The 15,810-nt window shown below is 69.2% G+C and carries 17 protein-coding genes and 1 tRNA gene; 7 read left to right on the top strand and 11 right to left on the bottom strand.

Annotated elements, in window-relative coordinates; all coding sequences use genetic code 11:
* The first annotated feature begins 124 nt into the window (after positions 1-124).
* Positions 125-262 carry a hypothetical protein gene (locus tag BGN98_RS02760; RefSeq protein WP_288119422.1) on the top strand — a complete coding sequence of 46 codons (138 nt, stop codon included), beginning with the start codon at positions 125-127 and terminating at the stop codon, positions 260-262.
* A 36-nt stretch (positions 263-298) separates the two neighbouring features.
* Here BGN98_RS02760 and BGN98_RS02755 read toward each other — a convergent pair.
* Positions 299-371, bottom strand: a tRNA-Thr gene (locus BGN98_RS02755).
* Positions 372-492: 121 nt separating this feature from the next.
* Here BGN98_RS02755 and BGN98_RS02750 point away from each other — a divergent pair.
* Positions 493-1,053, top strand: coding sequence for a hypothetical protein (locus tag BGN98_RS02750; RefSeq protein WP_288119420.1), 561 nt, complete (start codon positions 493-495; stop codon positions 1,051-1,053).
* Between the two features lie 77 nt (positions 1,054-1,130).
* On the opposite strand, the gene BGN98_RS02745 is transcribed toward BGN98_RS02750, so the two are convergent.
* Positions 1,131-2,075, bottom strand: coding sequence for a DsbA family protein (locus BGN98_RS02745; RefSeq protein WP_204947518.1), 945 nt, complete (start codon positions 2,073-2,075; stop codon positions 1,131-1,133).
* Positions 2,076-2,344: 269 nt separating this feature from the next.
* Here BGN98_RS02745 and BGN98_RS02740 point away from each other — a divergent pair, with 269 nt between their 5' ends.
* Positions 2,345-3,445, top strand: coding sequence for an ABC transporter ATP-binding protein (locus BGN98_RS02740; protein ID WP_039411840.1), 1,101 nt, complete (start codon positions 2,345-2,347; stop codon positions 3,443-3,445).
* Positions 3,446-3,529: 84 nt separating this feature from the next.
* Positions 3,530-4,837: a DUF4032 domain-containing protein gene (locus BGN98_RS02735; RefSeq protein ID WP_288119416.1), complete on the top strand. Its 1,308-nt coding sequence runs from the start codon at positions 3,530-3,532 to the stop codon at positions 4,835-4,837.
* An 18-nt stretch (positions 4,838-4,855) separates the two neighbouring features.
* Here BGN98_RS02735 and BGN98_RS02730 read toward each other — a convergent pair whose 3' ends face one another.
* Genes BGN98_RS02730 through BGN98_RS02710 form a run of 5 tightly spaced genes read right to left on the bottom strand, consistent with a single transcriptional unit; the run spans position 4,856 to position 9,698 of the window.
* A complete protein-coding gene (locus BGN98_RS02730) occupies positions 4,856-5,494 on the bottom strand; it encodes an NAD(P)-dependent oxidoreductase (RefSeq protein WP_112930959.1) in 639 nt (212 codons plus the stop codon).
* Between the two features lie 42 nt (positions 5,495-5,536).
* On the bottom strand, positions 5,537-6,529 hold the full coding sequence (rlmB, locus tag BGN98_RS02725) for a 23S rRNA (guanosine(2251)-2'-O)-methyltransferase RlmB (RefSeq protein WP_288119424.1): 993 nt from the start codon (positions 6,527-6,529) through the stop codon (positions 5,537-5,539).
* Positions 6,522-7,925: a cysteine--tRNA ligase gene (gene cysS / locus BGN98_RS02720; RefSeq protein WP_288119413.1), complete on the bottom strand. Its 1,404-nt coding sequence runs from the start codon at positions 7,923-7,925 to the stop codon at positions 6,522-6,524. Before cysS ends, rlmB begins: the two co-directional genes overlap by 8 nt.
* Before the next feature lie 53 nt (positions 7,926-7,978).
* Entirely contained in the window at positions 7,979-9,166 is a 1,188-nt protein-coding gene (gene ispD / locus BGN98_RS02715; RefSeq protein WP_288119411.1) for a 2-C-methyl-D-erythritol 4-phosphate cytidylyltransferase, read from the bottom strand.
* Positions 9,167-9,215: 49 nt separating this feature from the next.
* Entirely contained in the window at positions 9,216-9,698 is a 483-nt protein-coding gene (locus BGN98_RS02710; RefSeq protein WP_005051117.1) for a CarD family transcriptional regulator, read from the bottom strand.
* Between the two features lie 145 nt (positions 9,699-9,843).
* On the opposite strand from BGN98_RS02710, the gene BGN98_RS02705 reads away from it, so the two are divergent.
* Complete coding sequence (locus BGN98_RS02705) at positions 9,844-10,311, top strand: DNA modification methylase (protein ID WP_288119409.1); 468 nt, start codon at positions 9,844-9,846, stop codon at positions 10,309-10,311.
* Positions 10,312-10,387: 76 nt separating this feature from the next.
* Here BGN98_RS02705 and BGN98_RS02700 read toward each other — a convergent pair whose 3' ends face one another.
* Positions 10,388-11,071 (bottom strand): response regulator, encoded by a 684-nt coding sequence (locus BGN98_RS02700; RefSeq protein WP_005051122.1) that lies wholly within the window; start codon positions 11,069-11,071, stop codon positions 10,388-10,390.
* Positions 11,068-12,264 (bottom strand): sensor histidine kinase, encoded by a 1,197-nt coding sequence (locus BGN98_RS02695; protein WP_043340568.1) that lies wholly within the window; start codon positions 12,262-12,264, stop codon positions 11,068-11,070. Before BGN98_RS02695 ends, BGN98_RS02700 begins: the two co-directional genes overlap by 4 nt.
* A gap of 172 nt (positions 12,265-12,436) precedes the next feature.
* Here BGN98_RS02695 and phoU point away from each other — a divergent pair, with 172 nt between their 5' ends.
* Positions 12,437-13,138 (top strand): phosphate signaling complex protein PhoU, encoded by a 702-nt coding sequence (gene phoU, locus BGN98_RS02690; protein ID WP_005051128.1) that lies wholly within the window; start codon positions 12,437-12,439, stop codon positions 13,136-13,138.
* 88 nt (positions 13,139-13,226) lie between these two features.
* Here the strand turns inward: phoU and BGN98_RS02685 are convergent, their stop codons facing one another.
* The gene (locus BGN98_RS02685; RefSeq protein ID WP_005051130.1) at positions 13,227-13,976 is read right to left on the bottom strand and encodes a phosphoglyceromutase; all 750 of its coding nucleotides are present in this window, start codon (positions 13,974-13,976) and stop codon (positions 13,227-13,229) included.
* Between the two features lie 41 nt (positions 13,977-14,017).
* Between BGN98_RS02685 and BGN98_RS02680 the strand changes: the two genes are divergently transcribed.
* Positions 14,018-14,857 (top strand): class I SAM-dependent methyltransferase, encoded by an 840-nt coding sequence (locus BGN98_RS02680; RefSeq protein WP_288119403.1) that lies wholly within the window; start codon positions 14,018-14,020, stop codon positions 14,855-14,857.
* 135 nt (positions 14,858-14,992) lie between these two features.
* On the opposite strand, the gene BGN98_RS02675 is transcribed toward BGN98_RS02680, so the two are convergent.
* Positions 14,993-15,810 (bottom strand): aromatic acid exporter family protein (locus BGN98_RS02675; protein ID WP_288119401.1); only part of this gene is annotated, 818 nt, incomplete at its 5' end.

Here is a 15,810-nt window from a genome sequence, read left to right as displayed (position 1 = left end):
AACTACCGCCTCCGCATGCTCCTCGCCGCCGGCGGACTCACCCCATGACCCCCACCGAATGTCCGAAGAGCCGGATAACGCGCTGGACACGCGATGGACACAGCGGACTCGCTACGATCACCGCATGGCCTTTCGCGACCTCCTCGCCCCCGAGCGCCGACTCGTCATCTGGCAGTTCGTCGGCGTCGGCACTCTGATGATCGGCGTGGGCGTGCTCGTCTGGGCAGCCGTCGCCTACTATCAGTCGGTCAGCCTCGGCTGAACGGAGGTCGCGACGGCGGGCATTGCAAGAAAACGGTGCCGGCTACAGGACTTGAACCTGCAACCCCCGTATTACAAGTACGGTGCGCTACCAATTGCGCCAAGCCGGCGGGCCCGGAAGTCCGGACGACCACGGGATACCCCGCGCCTATGAGCGTACGTGATGCGCCGCGTCACACGCACATTGACGCAGGCAGTTGTCTTGGGCGTCGTCGCGGTCATCCTCGCAGGATGTACAACGGCGCAGCCCTCGCCGCTTCCGACCGCTTCACACACCCAGCCGCCGACGTCACCAGCTCCGATCACCACCCCAACTCCCACACCTACCTTTACACCCAGCCCGACATCGACGTGCCGCGTCCCACGCCGTTCGCTCAGGCGATCAGTGCCGCAGCCGGGTCGGCCGGCATTGAGGAAACAAAGCCCGGCGGGCCGGAAGGCGCGAAGTTCACATCCACGTTCACGTGGGACAGCCTGACGATCACCACGGTCTTCAGCCCCGACGAGTGCGATGCCGGGTGTCGGGGGACGTTCCTATACGTCACCGCGCCACGGGTTGGAACACTGCCTATCCACACCGCCTCCGGCATCGTCGTGGGCCAGACCGTCGATGAAGCCAAGAAGCGAGGAGCGCAGCCCACGCCCGATCTTCCGCTCGCATCGGACCCCGAGGATCCTTCGCTCATCAACTCGACGACGGAGGGAACCAACGTCGTCATCCCAGACGCGGACCAGGGAGTGATCATAGGCATCCGCGCCGGGGACTGGTACACGTCCCTCAGCGGCTTATGATCCGCGTTCCGCGGTCGACGTGTCCGTCGTGACGGGTCGCCGCTCACGTCATGCGCGACGCGGACACGGGGCCCGACTTACGGCGCGGCCGTCGGCTTCACGGTGGGCGTGGGCGTCGCGGTCTGCGACTTGTAGTACGCCCCGCTCGCGCTCGTGAGCACGAACTGCGAGAACTCGGCGGCATCCGTCATGTCGCCCACGTACTGCTGGCCGTTCACCACGACCATGGGCGTTCCCGTCAGGGTGAGCCCGTTCGTGCCTGGGATGCCGCTGATCGCCCGCTCGGTGGCACCCTTCACCCACGACGAGTACGACTCGGTCTCGATGCAGTCGCGAAGGCGCTTCGGATCGTCAGAGCCGTTCGCCTGGGCGATGTCGGCGAGTTCCTTGTCGGAGAAGCCGTCGGAGTCGACAGCCGGCTGACGGGTGAGGAGGTCGTTGTTGAAGCTGAAGAACTTCGACGGATCGAGAGTCGCGACACACGCGGCTGCGCTCGCCGCGCGCAACGAGTACTTCGTTCCGTTCGACTTGGCGGTGAGCATCGAGACCGGGTGGTAGGTCAGGGTCGCCGCCCCGTCCGACACCCACGACGCCAGCTGCTTCGCGTTGGCGAGCTGCCACTGTCGCGCCGCCGGCGAGAGGTAATCGACGTAGACGTGGATGTCGACGACGGATGCCGAGGTGGACGGCGAGGGTGTCGCCTGCGGCTCGGCCGCAGCCGTGGGCGCCGGGCTCGCGCCGTCGATCGGCGTTCCCGGCGAGACCGAAGACACCGACGTCACCCGGAAGCCGTCGGCGGTGGCGTCGGCCGGCTGCAGCTGCGGCCGATCGCTGTTGGAGCGCACCGCCCACGACACCGCGACCGCGACCGCGACGACGGCGGCGGCGGCGACGACGGCGAGCGCCGAGCGGCGCAGCACGCGTGCCCGCGACTGCTTCGCGTGGACGAGCTGCGCCTTCTCGCGCACCGCATCGCGGCGGCCAGCAGGCGTGGGCTCGTTCGGGGCGGCGTCGTGGGACATGGGACCTTCTGTGGGAGGCAGCTCGAGGGCACATCGCGGTGCATCCCGGTCGTCACGATTCGGATCGGGTCCAGCGTCGCGGACGGAGCAGGGCGATGTGTCGATGCTAGCCAGCGAGCCTGTGAAATGCCCAGACGAGGCCTCTTCCTCGCGGAGGAGAACGTGCGATACTGAGAACGCGTCCATCGCGGGACGTGCGGGCCAAGCCCCCGCTCATTCCATCACTACGGATCGTCCGGCACGTACCTGCCGGTGAAGGAGAAGAAAACATGGCGTCCGTCACCTTTGACAACGCAACCCGTCTGTACCCGGGCGGCACCCGCCCGGCCGTCGACAAGCTCAACCTCGAGGTCGGTGACGGCGAGTTCCTCGTCCTCGTCGGCCCGTCCGGTTGTGGAAAGTCGACGTCGCTGCGCATGCTGGCCGGCCTCGAAGAGGTCAACTCCGGCCGCATCCTGATCGGCGATCGCGATGTCACCGACATCCCGCCGAAGGACCGCGACATCGCGATGGTGTTCCAGAACTACGCGCTGTACCCGCACATGACGGTCGCCGAGAACATGGGCTTCGCGCTGAAGATCGCCGGCGTCGGCAAGGAAGAGCGCGCCCAGCGCGTGCTCGAGGCCGCGAAGCTCCTCGACCTCGAGGACTACCTGACCCGCAAGCCGAAGGCCCTCTCGGGCGGTCAGCGTCAGCGTGTCGCGATGGGCCGCGCGATCGTGCGCAAGCCCCAGGTGTTCCTCATGGACGAGCCCCTGTCGAACCTCGACGCGAAGCTGCGCGTGCAGACGCGCACCCAGATCGCGTCGCTGCAGCGCAACCTCGGCGTCACGACCGTCTACGTCACCCACGACCAGACCGAGGCTCTGACCATGGGCGACCGCATCGCGGTGCTCAAGGACGGTCTGCTCCAGCAGGTCGGCACGCCGCGTGACCTGTACGAGAAGCCGAACAACGTCTTCGTCGCCGGCTTCATCGGCTCGCCCGCGATGAACCTGTTCCAGGTCGACCTCGCGAGCGCCGGCGGCATCCAGTTCGGTACCGCCGTCGTCGACGCCGACATCGACCGTCCCACCAGCGCGACCCAGGTCACCGCCGGCATCCGCCCCGAGGACATCATCGTGAACCCGGCCGACGGCCAGGGCCTGTCGGTGACCGTCGACCTCGTCGAGGAGCTCGGCGCGGACGGCTACCTCTACGGCCACACCGAGATCGCCGGAAAGCGCACCGACATCGTCGCGCGCGTGGACGGCCGCAACCACCCGAACGCCGGCGAGACGGTCGTCCTCGCCCCCGTGCCGCACCACGTGCACGCGTTCGACATCGAGTCGGGCGAGCGCCTCACCAAGAAGGCGATCGCCTCGGCCTGATCCGACCAGACGCGGCGCGGGGGCCCGGTTCCACGGACCGGACCCCCGCGCCGCGGCGTATCCCCCACGAAAGCGAAGACCCGCGTGGCCCACTCCCTCACGATCACCGCGAGCAGTGTCGACGCAGGCCTGCTGTCCCTGCCCTGGTCCACCCCGCTCGACGAGTGGGGCAAAGACACGATCGTCTCGCTGCCGAAGGGCCTGTCACGACACCTCGTCCGCTTCGCGGACCTGTCGGGCCGCGTGGTCGCCGTCAAAGAGACGACCGGCGAGATGGCCCGCCGCGAGTACGACATGCTGGGCTCCCTCGGCCGCCTCGACGTGCCGTGCGTGGAACGGGTCGCGGTGATCGACGGTCGTCGCACACCCAAGGGCGACCCGCTGCCGGCCGCGCTCGTGACGGCGCATCTGAAGTTCTCGCTCCCCTACCGCGCCCTGTTCACACAGGTGCTGCGACCCGACACCGCCGGCCGGCTCGTCGACGCCCTCGCCGCGCTGCTCGTGCGCCTGCATACCGTCGGCTTCTTCTGGGGTGACGTGTCGCTGTCGAACACGCTCTTCCGACGGGATGCGGGGGCCTTCGCCGCCTACCTGGTCGACGCCGAGACCGGCGAGCTGCACGAGAGCGGCCTGACGCGCGGTCAGCGCGAGCACGACCTCGACGTCGCCCGCACGAACATCGCCGGCGAGATCATGGACCTCGAAGCCGGCGGCCGTCTCGAAGGCGGCGTGGATGCCGTCGCGATCGCCGACGGCATCATGTCGTCGTACCGCTCGCTCTGGGCGGCGCTGACCGACAAGGAGACCTTCGCCGCCGGTGAGGCCTGGCACATCACCGAGCGGGTCAAACGCCTGAACGATCTCGGCTTCGACATCGGCGAGATGTCGATCCGCACCACGCCGGACGGCACCACGGTGTCGATTCAGCCCAAGGTCGTCGACGCCGGCCACCACCAGCGGCGCCTTCTGCGTCTGACGGGACTGGACGTCGAGGAGAACCAGGCCCGGCGCCTGCTCAACGACATGGACGCGTTCCGTGCCCGCGTCTCACGACTCGGCTCCGACGAGGAGATGGTGGCGCACGAGTGGCTCACCCGCGTGTTCGAACCGGTCGTGAAGGCGATCCCCTGGGATCTGCGCGCCAAACTCGAACCCGCCGAGGTGTTCCACCAGGTCCTCGAACACCGCTGGTACATGTCGCAAGCGCGAGGACAGTCGGTGCCGATCGCCGAGGTCGTCTCGTCCTACATCGATGACGTGCTGCGTCACCGCCGGGACGAGGCCACGGTGATGGGTCCCCCCACCGAGACGATGGCGATTCCGGTGATCACCTCGGCGATCTCGACGATCGACGACGACGACGAGGACGTCGACTGGCGCGACCTGGTCTGAACCCGACGAGAGAGCGCGTCAGTACCCGACGGTGAAGCGCCGGCGCGAGTGCTGCGGGTTCTCGATCTCGTCGAGCACCGCCACCGCGAGGTCGGCGCCGGAGATGTAGGACTGCCCCTCGGCATCCGTGACGATGACATCGCCACCGACCCGGTAGGTGCCCGTCCGCTCGCCCGGGTTGAAGCCGCCGAAGCCGCCGGCGGGGTGGACGAAGAACCAGTCGCGACCGGTCTGTTCGCCCTGAAGGTCCTCCAGAACACCGATCATCTCCAGCGCCTCGGCCTTGAAGGCGTCGGGGAAGTCGACGTCGACGACGCGAGGGCCCTCGGGAGCGACGAGGCTCCCGCCGGCGCCGCCGATGACGCCCAGCCGCACGCTCTCGGGCAGCACGGTGTTCAGCGCCTCCAGGTTGGGCCGGACGAGGCCCTCCATCGCACCGCGCGGCGCGACGGCGCTGATCACCACGTCCGCGCCCTCCAGCTGCGTCACCAGCCCGGGGATGTCCAGCAGCGTCCCCTCGACGTAGGTCGCACCGGGCACGCGGTCTGCGGCCACCGACCGTGACACCGACAGCACGGTGTGCCCGCGGTCCACAGCCTCGGAGACGATGTGGCGACCGGCGAAGCCGGTGCCTCCCAGAACGGCGATGATGGCCATCTCAGTGCTTCCTTTCGGATCGGCGTGCAGGTGGAGCGGGCGTCACCCGGACGCGGCGCGGATGGTGGAGACCTGGTAGAGCGCGACGGATGCCGCGATGCCGGCGTTGAGCGACTCTGCGGCGGAGGAGATCGGGATCGACACGACCTGGTCGCACGTCTCGGTGACCAGCCGTGACAGCCCCTTGCCCTCCGAGCCGACGACGATGACGACGGGCCGATCTGCCAGTTCGAGCTGGGGCAGCGCGACGTCGCCGCCGCCATCGAGACCGAGCACGAACACGCCCTGCTTCTTGAACTCTTTGAGCGTCGTGGTCAGATTCGGTGCCATCGCGACCGGAACCCGGGCCGCGGCGCCGGCGCTCGTCTTCCACGCGGCCGAGTTGACGCCGGCCGAACGGCGCTGGGGAATGATGAGTCCCTGACCGCCGAAGGCGGCGGTGGAGCGGATGATCGCGCCGAGGTTGCGCGGATCGGTGATGCCGTCCAACGCGACCATCAGCGGCGTCTGCCCCTTTCCGATGATCTCCTCCAGCAGGTCCTGGGGGTGCGCGTACTCGTACGGCGGCACCTTGAGCGCGACACCCTGGTGCACGCCGTCGAAGCCGGCCATACGGTCGAGCTCGGGGCGGGTGACCTCCATCACGGGGATACCGCGCTGGGTCACGATCGACAGCATCTCCTTGACGCGATCGTCCATCTCGACGCGCTGGGCGATGTAGAACGCCGTCGCCGGGATGCGTGCACGCAGAGCTTCGAGCACGGAGTTGCGCCCGGTCACGTTCTCGGTGTCGTCGCCGGCCTTGGCCTTCGGCGCGCGGGACGGCGCCGGCTTCTGACCGGGGCGCCCCTTGCCGCCGGCGGCGGCGTAGCGCTCCATGGCGGCCTTGCGCTTGCCGGCGACGTGCCAGCTGCGGTCCTCGGCCTTGGGAGTCGGCCCCTTGCCCTCGAGCGCCTTGCGTCCGTTGCCGCCCGTGCCCGTGAGTGGGCCCTTCTTCTTGCCCTTGCCCGCGGAGGGGTTGCCCGGCTTAGCCATCATTCAGACTCCAATGGGTCCCGTCGGGACCGTCCTCGAGGACGACGCCGGCCGCCGCGATCGCGTCGCGAAGACGGTCGGCGGCCGCCCAGTCCTTGTTCGCGCGCGCCTGCGCACGCTGGGTGATCATTGCTTGCAGCAGCGCGTCCAGGGCGCGCGCCTCGGCAGCACCTGCTTCGGGTCGCCATTTCGGGTCGGCCGGATTCATACCGAGAACGCCGGTCATGCGGCCCACTTCGACGAAAGCGCGGGCCGCGGCATCCCGATCACCCGCATCCAACGCCGCGTTTCCAGCGCGCACGGTCTCGTGGACGACCGCGAGCGCCTGCGGAACGCCGAGGTCATCGTCCATCGCGGCAGCGAACGCCTCGGGAATGTCGGCGGCCACCAGCGGCACCGCAGTGCCGAGCACCCGCGCGGCCCGCTGCTGGAACGTTCGGATGCGCTCGAGGGCCGCCTCGGCCTCGTCGAAGGATGCCGCGGTGAGATCGAGCGTGGACCGGTAGTGCGCCGCGCCGAGGGCGTAGCGCACGACGAGCGGGTCGCGGTCGGCCAGCACGTCCAGCGCGAGCAGATGATTGCCGAGCGACTTCGACATCTTCTGGTCGCCGACCGTGACCAGGCCGTTGTGCACCCAGTAGCGCGCGAACGCGTCACCCGCCGCACGCGACTGCGCCAACTCGTTCTCGTGGTGCGGGAAGCGCAGGTCGATGCCGCCGCCGTGAATGTCGAAGGAGTCGCCGAGGTAGCGGCGGCTCATGGCGGAGCACTCGATGTGCCAGCCGGGTCTGCCCGGCCCCCAGGGGCTCTCCCACACGGCATCCGCCGGCTCATCGCTCTTCGCGCTCTTCCAGAGGGCGAAATCCCGCGGGTCGCGCTTACCGCGCGGGTCCGCATCGGTCGCCGGCTCCATCGCGTCGATGCTCTGATGGGTCAACTCTCCGTAGGCGGACCACGAACGCACCTCGAAGTAGACGTCACCGGCCGCGGCGTAGGCATGACCGCGTTCGATGAGGGTGGCGATCAGCTCCTGCATCTGCGGGATCGATCCGGTGGCGCGCGGCTCGTAGGTCGGCGCGAGGATGCCGATCGCGGCATACGCGTACGCGAACTCGCGCTCCACGCGATACGCCAGCGCCCACCAGGGCTCATCAGCGGTGGCGTTCTGCAGGACTTTGTCGTCGATGTCGGTGACGTTGCGCACGAACGTCACGCGTCCGAAACGGCGGGTGAGCCAGCGACGCAGCAGGTCGAACGCGAGCGCCGCACGCAGATGATGGATGCCGGGACCCGACTGCACCGTCGGACCGCACACGTACATCGTGACGTTCGCCGGATCCTGCGGCGCGAAGTCGCGCAACGCCTGCACCTGGGTGTCGTAGAGCCGGACCGTCACCGCTCCAGCCTACCCGCGCGCGCGAGACGCGACAGCGGCGCGGGCGTGGGGGCTCACACAGAGTAGACGAGCGCGACGGCGAAGGCGGCGACGCCGTCGCCCGTTCCCGTATAGCCGAGCCCATCGGTCGTGGTCGCCGATACGGCGACGGGCGCACCGAGCGCCGCAGACAGGGCATGTTCGGCTTCCGCGCGGCGCGCGGCAAAGCGCGGGCGGCGCGCCTGCACCTGCACCGAGACGTTGCCGATCGAGAAGCCGGCGGCCTCGACCAGCTCCCGCGTGCGGGCCAGGAACGCCTCGGCGTGGGCGCCGGCGTACTGCGGTTGATCGGTTCCGAAATGGGTGCCGATGTCGCCGAGTCCCGCGGCGGCGAGCACGGCGTCCACGATGGCGTGCGCGACGGCATCCCCGTCCGAATGACCGTGCAGCGGGGGTTCACCGGGCCAGTGCAGTCCGGCCAGCCAGAGATCGCCGCTACCGCCGACGGCATGCACGTCGGTGCCGACGCCGACGCGCGGCACCGGCGCGGTGCGCCTCACCGGCGCGACAGCCAGGAGGGCTCGCGCGCGGTCGAGATCGCCCGGAGTGGTGATCTTGAAGCTCCGCTCATCGCCGGGCACCGTCCACACCGGTGTTCCCATGCTCTGCACGAGTGCGGCGTCGTCGGTGTGCTCGGCGGATGCCGCGGCATACGCCGCGTCGAGAATCGTGCGGCGGAATCCCTGCGGGGTCTGCGCGGCCGCCAGTTCGGAACGATCGATCGGCTCGCGCACGCGATCGCCGGACACCCGTTTGACGGTGTCGACCACAGGAAGCACCGGAAGCACCGCATCTTTGCCGTCTGTGAGCGCGTCGATGACGCGCGCGAAGACCTCGGGCGGAGTCAGAGCCCGCGCGGCGTCATGGACCAGCACGCGCTCGACGTCGGGCCACACGGCCCGCAGTCCGGCAGCCACCGACTCCTGCCGGCTGAGCCCGCCGGCGACGACCGTGACCAGGTCGTGCCGTTCGCCGGCGACGGCGCGCGCCTCGGTCAGGGCATCACCGACGCGGTCTGAGGGAGCGACGATCACGACCTGCGCGGCCGGGGCGGCGAACACACCCTCCAGCGCGTGGCGCAGAACCGTGTGGGTGTCGAGACCCACGAACGCCTTCGGAACACCCGCGCCCAACCGCTGACCGGATCCAGCTGCGACGACGATCACGGCGGTGTGGGGCACGGGAACCAACGGGTCGCTCATGTACCCGACACTACCGACGTGGCGCGCCGTCTTCCGGCGGATGCCGGGATCAGCTCGCGAGAACCTCGTCGAGGACCCCCGAGGCGTGATCCTCATCGGCCTTCAGCGCCAGAGCGATCTCGGACACGAGGATCTGGCGCGCCTTGGCAAGCATGCGCTTCTCACCGGCGGACAGGCCGCGGTCCTGGTCACGACGCCACAGGTCGCGAACGACCTCGCTCACCTTGATGACATCGCCGGAGGCGAGCTTCTCGAGGTTGGCCTTGTAACGGCGCGACCAGTTGGTGGGCTCTTCGGTGAACGGTGCGCGCAGCACATCGAACACCTTCTCGAGACCGTCCTTGCCGATCACGTCACGGACGCCGACCAAGTCGACGTTGTCGGCAGGGACCTCGATGATGAGGTCTCCCTGCGTGACGTTCAGCTTCAGGTACTTCTTGGTCTCGCCCTTGATGATCCGGTCCTTGACCTCGATGATCGTCGCGGCCCCGTGGTGCGGATAGACGACCGTCTCGCCAACCTCAAAAAGCATGCAGTTATGTCCTTTCGGCAAAGTCCAGAATACCACAGGCGACATACGCTAAGGTTCGCCGGCTGAGCACCTGCGGCGATGGGCGACGGGGCGGTATCCCGTCCCGGCATAGAATGAGCACACACCGACTCGTCCAGGAGGATCCGTGAACACGCGCCGTCTCGCGTCCGTCGCCCTCGCCGCCGTTGTGGTCCTCTCCACCGCCGGCTGCAGCATGATCTCGCCGCAAGCCACGACCATCAGCTACTCGGCCGCCGAAGGTGTCAACATCGTGCACTCGGCACCGCTGAAGGTGCGCAACGCGCTCTTCGTCGCCAACGAGAAGGGCACCGAAGCCAACTTCCTCGCGGCGATCGTCAACGACACCGACACCGACGAGACGCTGCTGGTCGGCGTCGAAGGCGACACGCAGCGGGTGCGGGTTCCCGCACACTCAACCGTCAGCCTCGGCTTCGACGGTGCGGAGCCGCTGCTGTTCACCGGCCTGTCCGCCAAGCCCGGCACCGACGTTCGTACGACGTTCCAGTCCGGCACCGGCGAGGCCGTCGAAGACCGCGTTCCCGTCCTGGACGGCACCCTGTCGTACCTGAAGGACTTCATTCCCGCGAGCTGATCGCGCTCACGGATATCGGCGGCGTCCCTCCTCACGAGGGGCGCCGCCGATCTTCGTGTCGCGGGGGACGGACGCGTCAGGCTTCGAAGCGGTAGCCGAGCCCGCGTACGGTCAGGAGCATGACCGGCTCGCTCGGATTGCGTTCGATCCGTGACCGGATGCGCTTGATGTGCACGTCGAGCGTCTTGGTGTCGCCGAAGTAGTCGCTCCCCCAGACCCGGTCGATCAGCTGGCCGCGCGTCAGCACGCGCCCCGCGTTGCGCATGAGCACCTCGAGCAGCTCGAACTCCTTCAGCGGCATCGGGATGGTCTCACCGTCGACGGCGACGGTGTGCCGGTCGATGTCCAGCACGACCCTTCCGCCGTCGACGACGCTGTCGTCCAGCCCCAGCTCGGGTCCTTCGCTGCGTCGCAGCACCGCCCGCATCCGCGCGAGCAGCTCGCGCGACGAGTAGGGCTTCGTCACGTAGTCGTCAGCGCCCAGCTCGAGACCGACGACGATATCGACCTCGGAGTCCTTCGCTGTCAGCATGATGATGGGCACTTTGGAGGTCGAGCGCACCACACGGCACACCTCGGTTCCCGGCATCCCCGGGAGCATGAGGTCGAGCAGGATGATGTCGGCGCCGCGCGAGGCGAACGCATCGAGGGCCGCGGGGCCGTCCTCGGCGATCTCGACCTCGAATCCCTCACGGCGCAGCAGATAGGCGAGCGGATCGGCCAGATCGGGCTCATCCTCGACGATCAGGACGCGGGTCATCGCTTCTTCTCTCCTTTCGCCCGCGCACCATCGCGGGCGGCCTTCTTCTTCTTGCGTTTCTTGGGAATGGGAAGGTCGTCGGGCGCAGGGACGGCGGGCAGTCGCACGGTGAAGGTCGAGCCCCGCCCCGGACGCGACCAGACCTCGACCTCTCCCCCGTGCCGCTGCACCGCGTGCTTGACGATCGACAGCCCCAGCCCCGTGCCGCCGGTGCGGCGCGAGCGCGCCTGGTCGGCACGGTAGAACCGTTCGAACACGCGCTCCTGCTCGTCTTCGGGAATGCCGATTCCCCGATCGGTGACCGCGATCTCGACGACGCCGCCGTCGAGTTTCACGCCGACGCCGACCTGACCGCCCTGCGGCGAGTACGCGATCGCGTTGGCGACCAGGTTGGCGACGGCCTCGGTGAGCACCTGGACGTCACCGCGCACGTATGCGTGCCGTTCACCCCCGCGGGCGACGGTGATGGCGGCGGAGTCCGCGGCCACCGACTGCGACTCGATGGCGGCGGCGACGACCTCGTCGACGGACACGTCGCGCAGTTCCGTCAGATCGTCGGCAGACTGCAGCCGCGACAGGTTCATGATGCGCGACGTGAGCTGGCTGAGCCGCGCCGCCTCGGCGCTGAGGCGACTGGCGAAATGACGCACCTGGTCGGGATCGTCTGCGGCCGACTCGACCGCCTCCGCGAGCAGGCTCACCGCGCCCACCGGCGTCTTCAGCTCATGACTGGTGTTGGCGACGAAGTCACGGCGCATCTCCTCGACGCGCTCCCGCTCCGTGATGTCACGGATGACGATGAGGATCAGCCGCGGCGTGATCACGCTCGCCCGAGCCGAGACCAGTCGCGGCTCGACGCCGCGCTTGAGGCGCATCGTCTGCGTCTCCGGCGCCTCGGTGCGGCGGACCGTCCGGGCGAGGGCGCGCAGCTCATCGCCGGGAAGCGCGTAGTCCTCGTGCATGCCGAACAACTCCGCGGGCGCCGAGACGGCGACGATCTGCAGCGAGGTGTCGACGACGACCGCGACCTCGTCCATCCCCTGGAGCACGGCCGCCGTCCCGTCCGGCAGGGCGGTGGATGCCGCGACACGCGCGCGGTCACGCGCCCGCAACGCGATGAGGACGAGCGTGGCCACTCCGCCGCCGAGCACGAGGCCGAGGATCAGCGCGATCACCGGCTGCAGGGACTCCATGGGTCCCAGCGTAGGGTGGTTGGACACCGCAGATTCACGATACGGATCAACGCCGGAAACCGCGTCGGCAACGTTCATCGCTGCGGCACCGATCGTTAACCTTGGCCCGCGATGATCGCCGGGTCAGGAGGCGGCACCGTGCCTGCCTGCTTGCCGGAAGAGAGGCCCTCTCATGCGCGAAGTGTTCCACCAGTCGCTCGAGGACGTGCAGTCGCGTCTCGTCGAGATCGCCGAGCTGGTCACGGAGGCGATCGACAAGGCCACCCGCGCCTTCGGCACCAGCGACGTCGCCCTTGCCGAAGAGGTCATCGAAGCCGACCAGACGATCGACGACAAGGCGATCGCACTGGATGAGCTGGCGATCCAGATCCTCGCTCGTCAGCAGCCGGTCGCCCGCGATCTGCGCATCGTCGTCGCGGCCCTGCGCGTCAGCGCCTCCTTGGAGCGTATGGGCGACATCGCCGAGCACATCGCTCAGCTCACCCGCATGCGCTTCCCTGAGCGCGCCATCCCGAAGGGCCTGAAGGGCACCTTCACCAAGATGGGCGAACTCGACGTCGAGGTCGCGAAGACCCTCACCGAGCTGCTGCGCACCGAGGACCTCAGCTACCTCGAAACGCTGCGCACGCTCGACGACAAGGTCGACGACCACCACCTCGCCGTCTTCGAGAAGGTGCTGAGCGAGAACTGGCAGGGCGAGGCAGGAGCCACCGTCGATGCGACTCTGGCCAGCCGCTACCTCGAGCGCTTCGCCGACCACGCCGTCTCGGTGGCCAAGAAGGTGGCCTACCTCGCTACCGGCGACTGGACGCCCGACACCGACACCATCGCCGTCATCATCGCCGAGGGCGAATCGGTCGACGGCGTCGAGTGAGACGTCGCCTCCGCCGCGGCGGAGGCGGAAAACGATGAGGGGGATGCCGGTCGGCATCCCCCTCTCGCATTCGTACGGCCGCTGAGCCTCAGCCCTTGCCCTGGCTCGCGACAGCCGCGGCGCCGGCAGCGGCGGCCTCGGGGTCGAGGTACGCACCCGGCTCGAGCGGCATGAGGTCTTCACCGAGGCGGTAGACGAGCGGGATGCCGGTCGGGATGTTCAGCTCGGCGATGTCGGCGTCGCTGATGCCGTCGAGGTGCTTGACCAGGCCGCGCAGCGAGTTGCCGTGCGCGGTCACGAGAACGGTCTTGCCCGCCTTCAGGTCGGGGACGATCTCGTTCTCCCAGTACGGCAGGAGGCGGTCGATCACGATCTTCAGCGACTCGGTGCGCGGCACCTCGCCGTCGATGCCAGCGTAGCGAGGGTCGTTCACCTGGCTGTAGGGCGAGTCGTCGGGAAGGGCGGGAGGCGGCACATCGAACGAGCGGCGCCACAGCATGAACTGCTCCTCACCGAACTGCTCGAGCGTCTCTGCCTTGTCCTTGCCCTGGAGGTCGCCGTAGTGACGCTCGTTGAGGCGCCACGACCGCTTCACGGGGATCCACAGACGATCGGCCGCGTCCAGCGCGATGTTGGCCGTCTGGATCGCCCGACTGAGCAGCGACGTGTGCAGCACATCGGGCAGGATGCCGGAATCCTTCAGCAGTTCACCGCCGCGCGCGGCCTCGCCGCGACCCTGCTCGGTGAGGCGGACGTCCACCCATCCGGTGAACTGGTTGGTCTTGTTCCACTCGCTCTGCCCGTGGCGGAGGAGGATCAGCGTGTACGGCGCGGTCATGATCGTCATCCTACCGGCGCGCGCGCTGGCATCATGGGGGGATGCCGCCGGAGAAAGCCCCCGCTCGTGGGGTGGTCGGTCAGATCACGCGCGGCACGACGAACACCAACCGGCTGCGCCGCATCGACCGCTGGATCGCCCGGCATCCCGTGCTGAGGCGCGCCGACGATCCGTTCGTCATCGACCTCGGATACGGCGCGAGCGCCGTTACCGTGCTCGAGCTCGAGGAGCGGCTGCGGCGCGCCCGCCCCGGTGTCGATGTGCTCGGGCTGGAGATCGATCCGGCCCGGGTCGAGCGGGCCCGCACGCAGCTGGTCGACGTGCGCGCGGGGCGCACGGCGTTCTCGCCCGACGCTCACGTGTCCTTCGCCCGCGGCGGGTTCGAGGTGCCGACGCCGCAGGGGCGCCGACCTGCGGTGCTGCGGGCGTTCAACGTGCTGCGGCAGTACGACGAGCACGAGGTGAAGGAGGCGTGGGCGCGCATGACGCAGCGCCTGCATCCCGACGGCATCCTCGTGGAAGGCACCTGCGACGAGCTCGGCCGGATCTGCACGTGGGTCGAGATCGGCGCCGACGCCGCGCCACGAACGCTCACGCTGTCGTTGCGTCTGAGCGAACTCGCCTCCCCGTCGATCGCCGCGGAGCGGCTGCCGAAGGCCCTCATCCACCGCAACGTGCCCGGTGAGCCGGTGCACGATTTCCTGCGCACCCTCGACGAGGAGTGGACACGCGCCGTCGGCACCGCGTCGTTCGGACCGGTGCAGCGCTGGCGCGCCGCGCTCGACGCGATGCACGCGGCGGGCTGGCCTGTGGGCGGTCGCGCGCGCTGGCGGCTGGGCGAGGTCACCGTGCCCTGGAGCCTGGTCGCTCCCGTCGTCTGACCGGCGCCCGTCGGCGAACGGCCGACCGAGCGCAGGCGATCTGCCCGGCACAGGCGGATTCTGCGCCGTTCTGCCTCTCCCCGGCAGATTGCCTGCCCTCGGCGGCGCGCCATCGGCGGTTCGGGGCGGCCTCGCTCACACGCGCGGGATCGCGGCGCGCGCCTCGTCGGCGGGCATCCCCGCCGCCGTCATGAGGTCGACGGCCAGCGGGCGCAGCGCACCGATGAGCGTCTGATCGACGGCCGAGCTGCGATCGGCGAGAACGGTGGGATCCAGACGGGCCGCCACGGCACGGACGGCTTCGCGGGCGGCCGGCTCGTAGGAGATGTCGCCGAGCGACTCCGCGATGAGGCGCGCACCGGCCGCAAGTTCGGCGAGCAGGTCGGCGGCGATCGGGCGCGGTTGCCGGTCATCGCAGAGGTAGACGACGCGGCGGGCGATCACGCGCAGATTGCGGGTGGCCAGGTCCAGGTGCAGGCGGATGCGCTCCTGCCGCTGGAACTCCGAGCGCTGGCGGCGCAGGAACGGCGAGATGCGGGCGATCTCCGAACCCGACTCGATTCCGGCGCGCCACTGGTCGACCAGCCCCTGAAGGGCGCGCGCCTTGGTGAGTCCGCGCTCTGCGCGCACCGCGTCACCGCGGCGCAGGGCCTGCACGAGGGTCGACACGGCGCCGTCGAACGCCGAGAACAGCGCCGCTCCTTCCCGCGCGACCGTACGCTGTGGGCTGCGCGGCAGCAACGCCGTCACCAGCAGGGCCATGACACCCCCGACGAGACCGTCGATCATCCGGAAGAACGGCACGCTCACCGGGATGACCATCACGATCGCCGACTGCATCGCCGCGGCGATCGCGAACGCCGGCTGCGGCGAGAGGAAGCGTGCGACGATCAGCGAGGCCGTCAGCGTGATGCCCAACTGCCACCACCCGATGCCCGCGACGAACACGATCA

Source organism: Microbacterium sp. 69-7, from assembly GCF_001897985.1.
Lineage (GTDB): Bacteria > Actinomycetota > Actinomycetes > Actinomycetales > Microbacteriaceae > Microbacterium > Microbacterium laevaniformans.
Note: the sequence above shows the minus strand (reverse complement) of the source record. Positions and strands in the feature narration are given on the sequence as shown.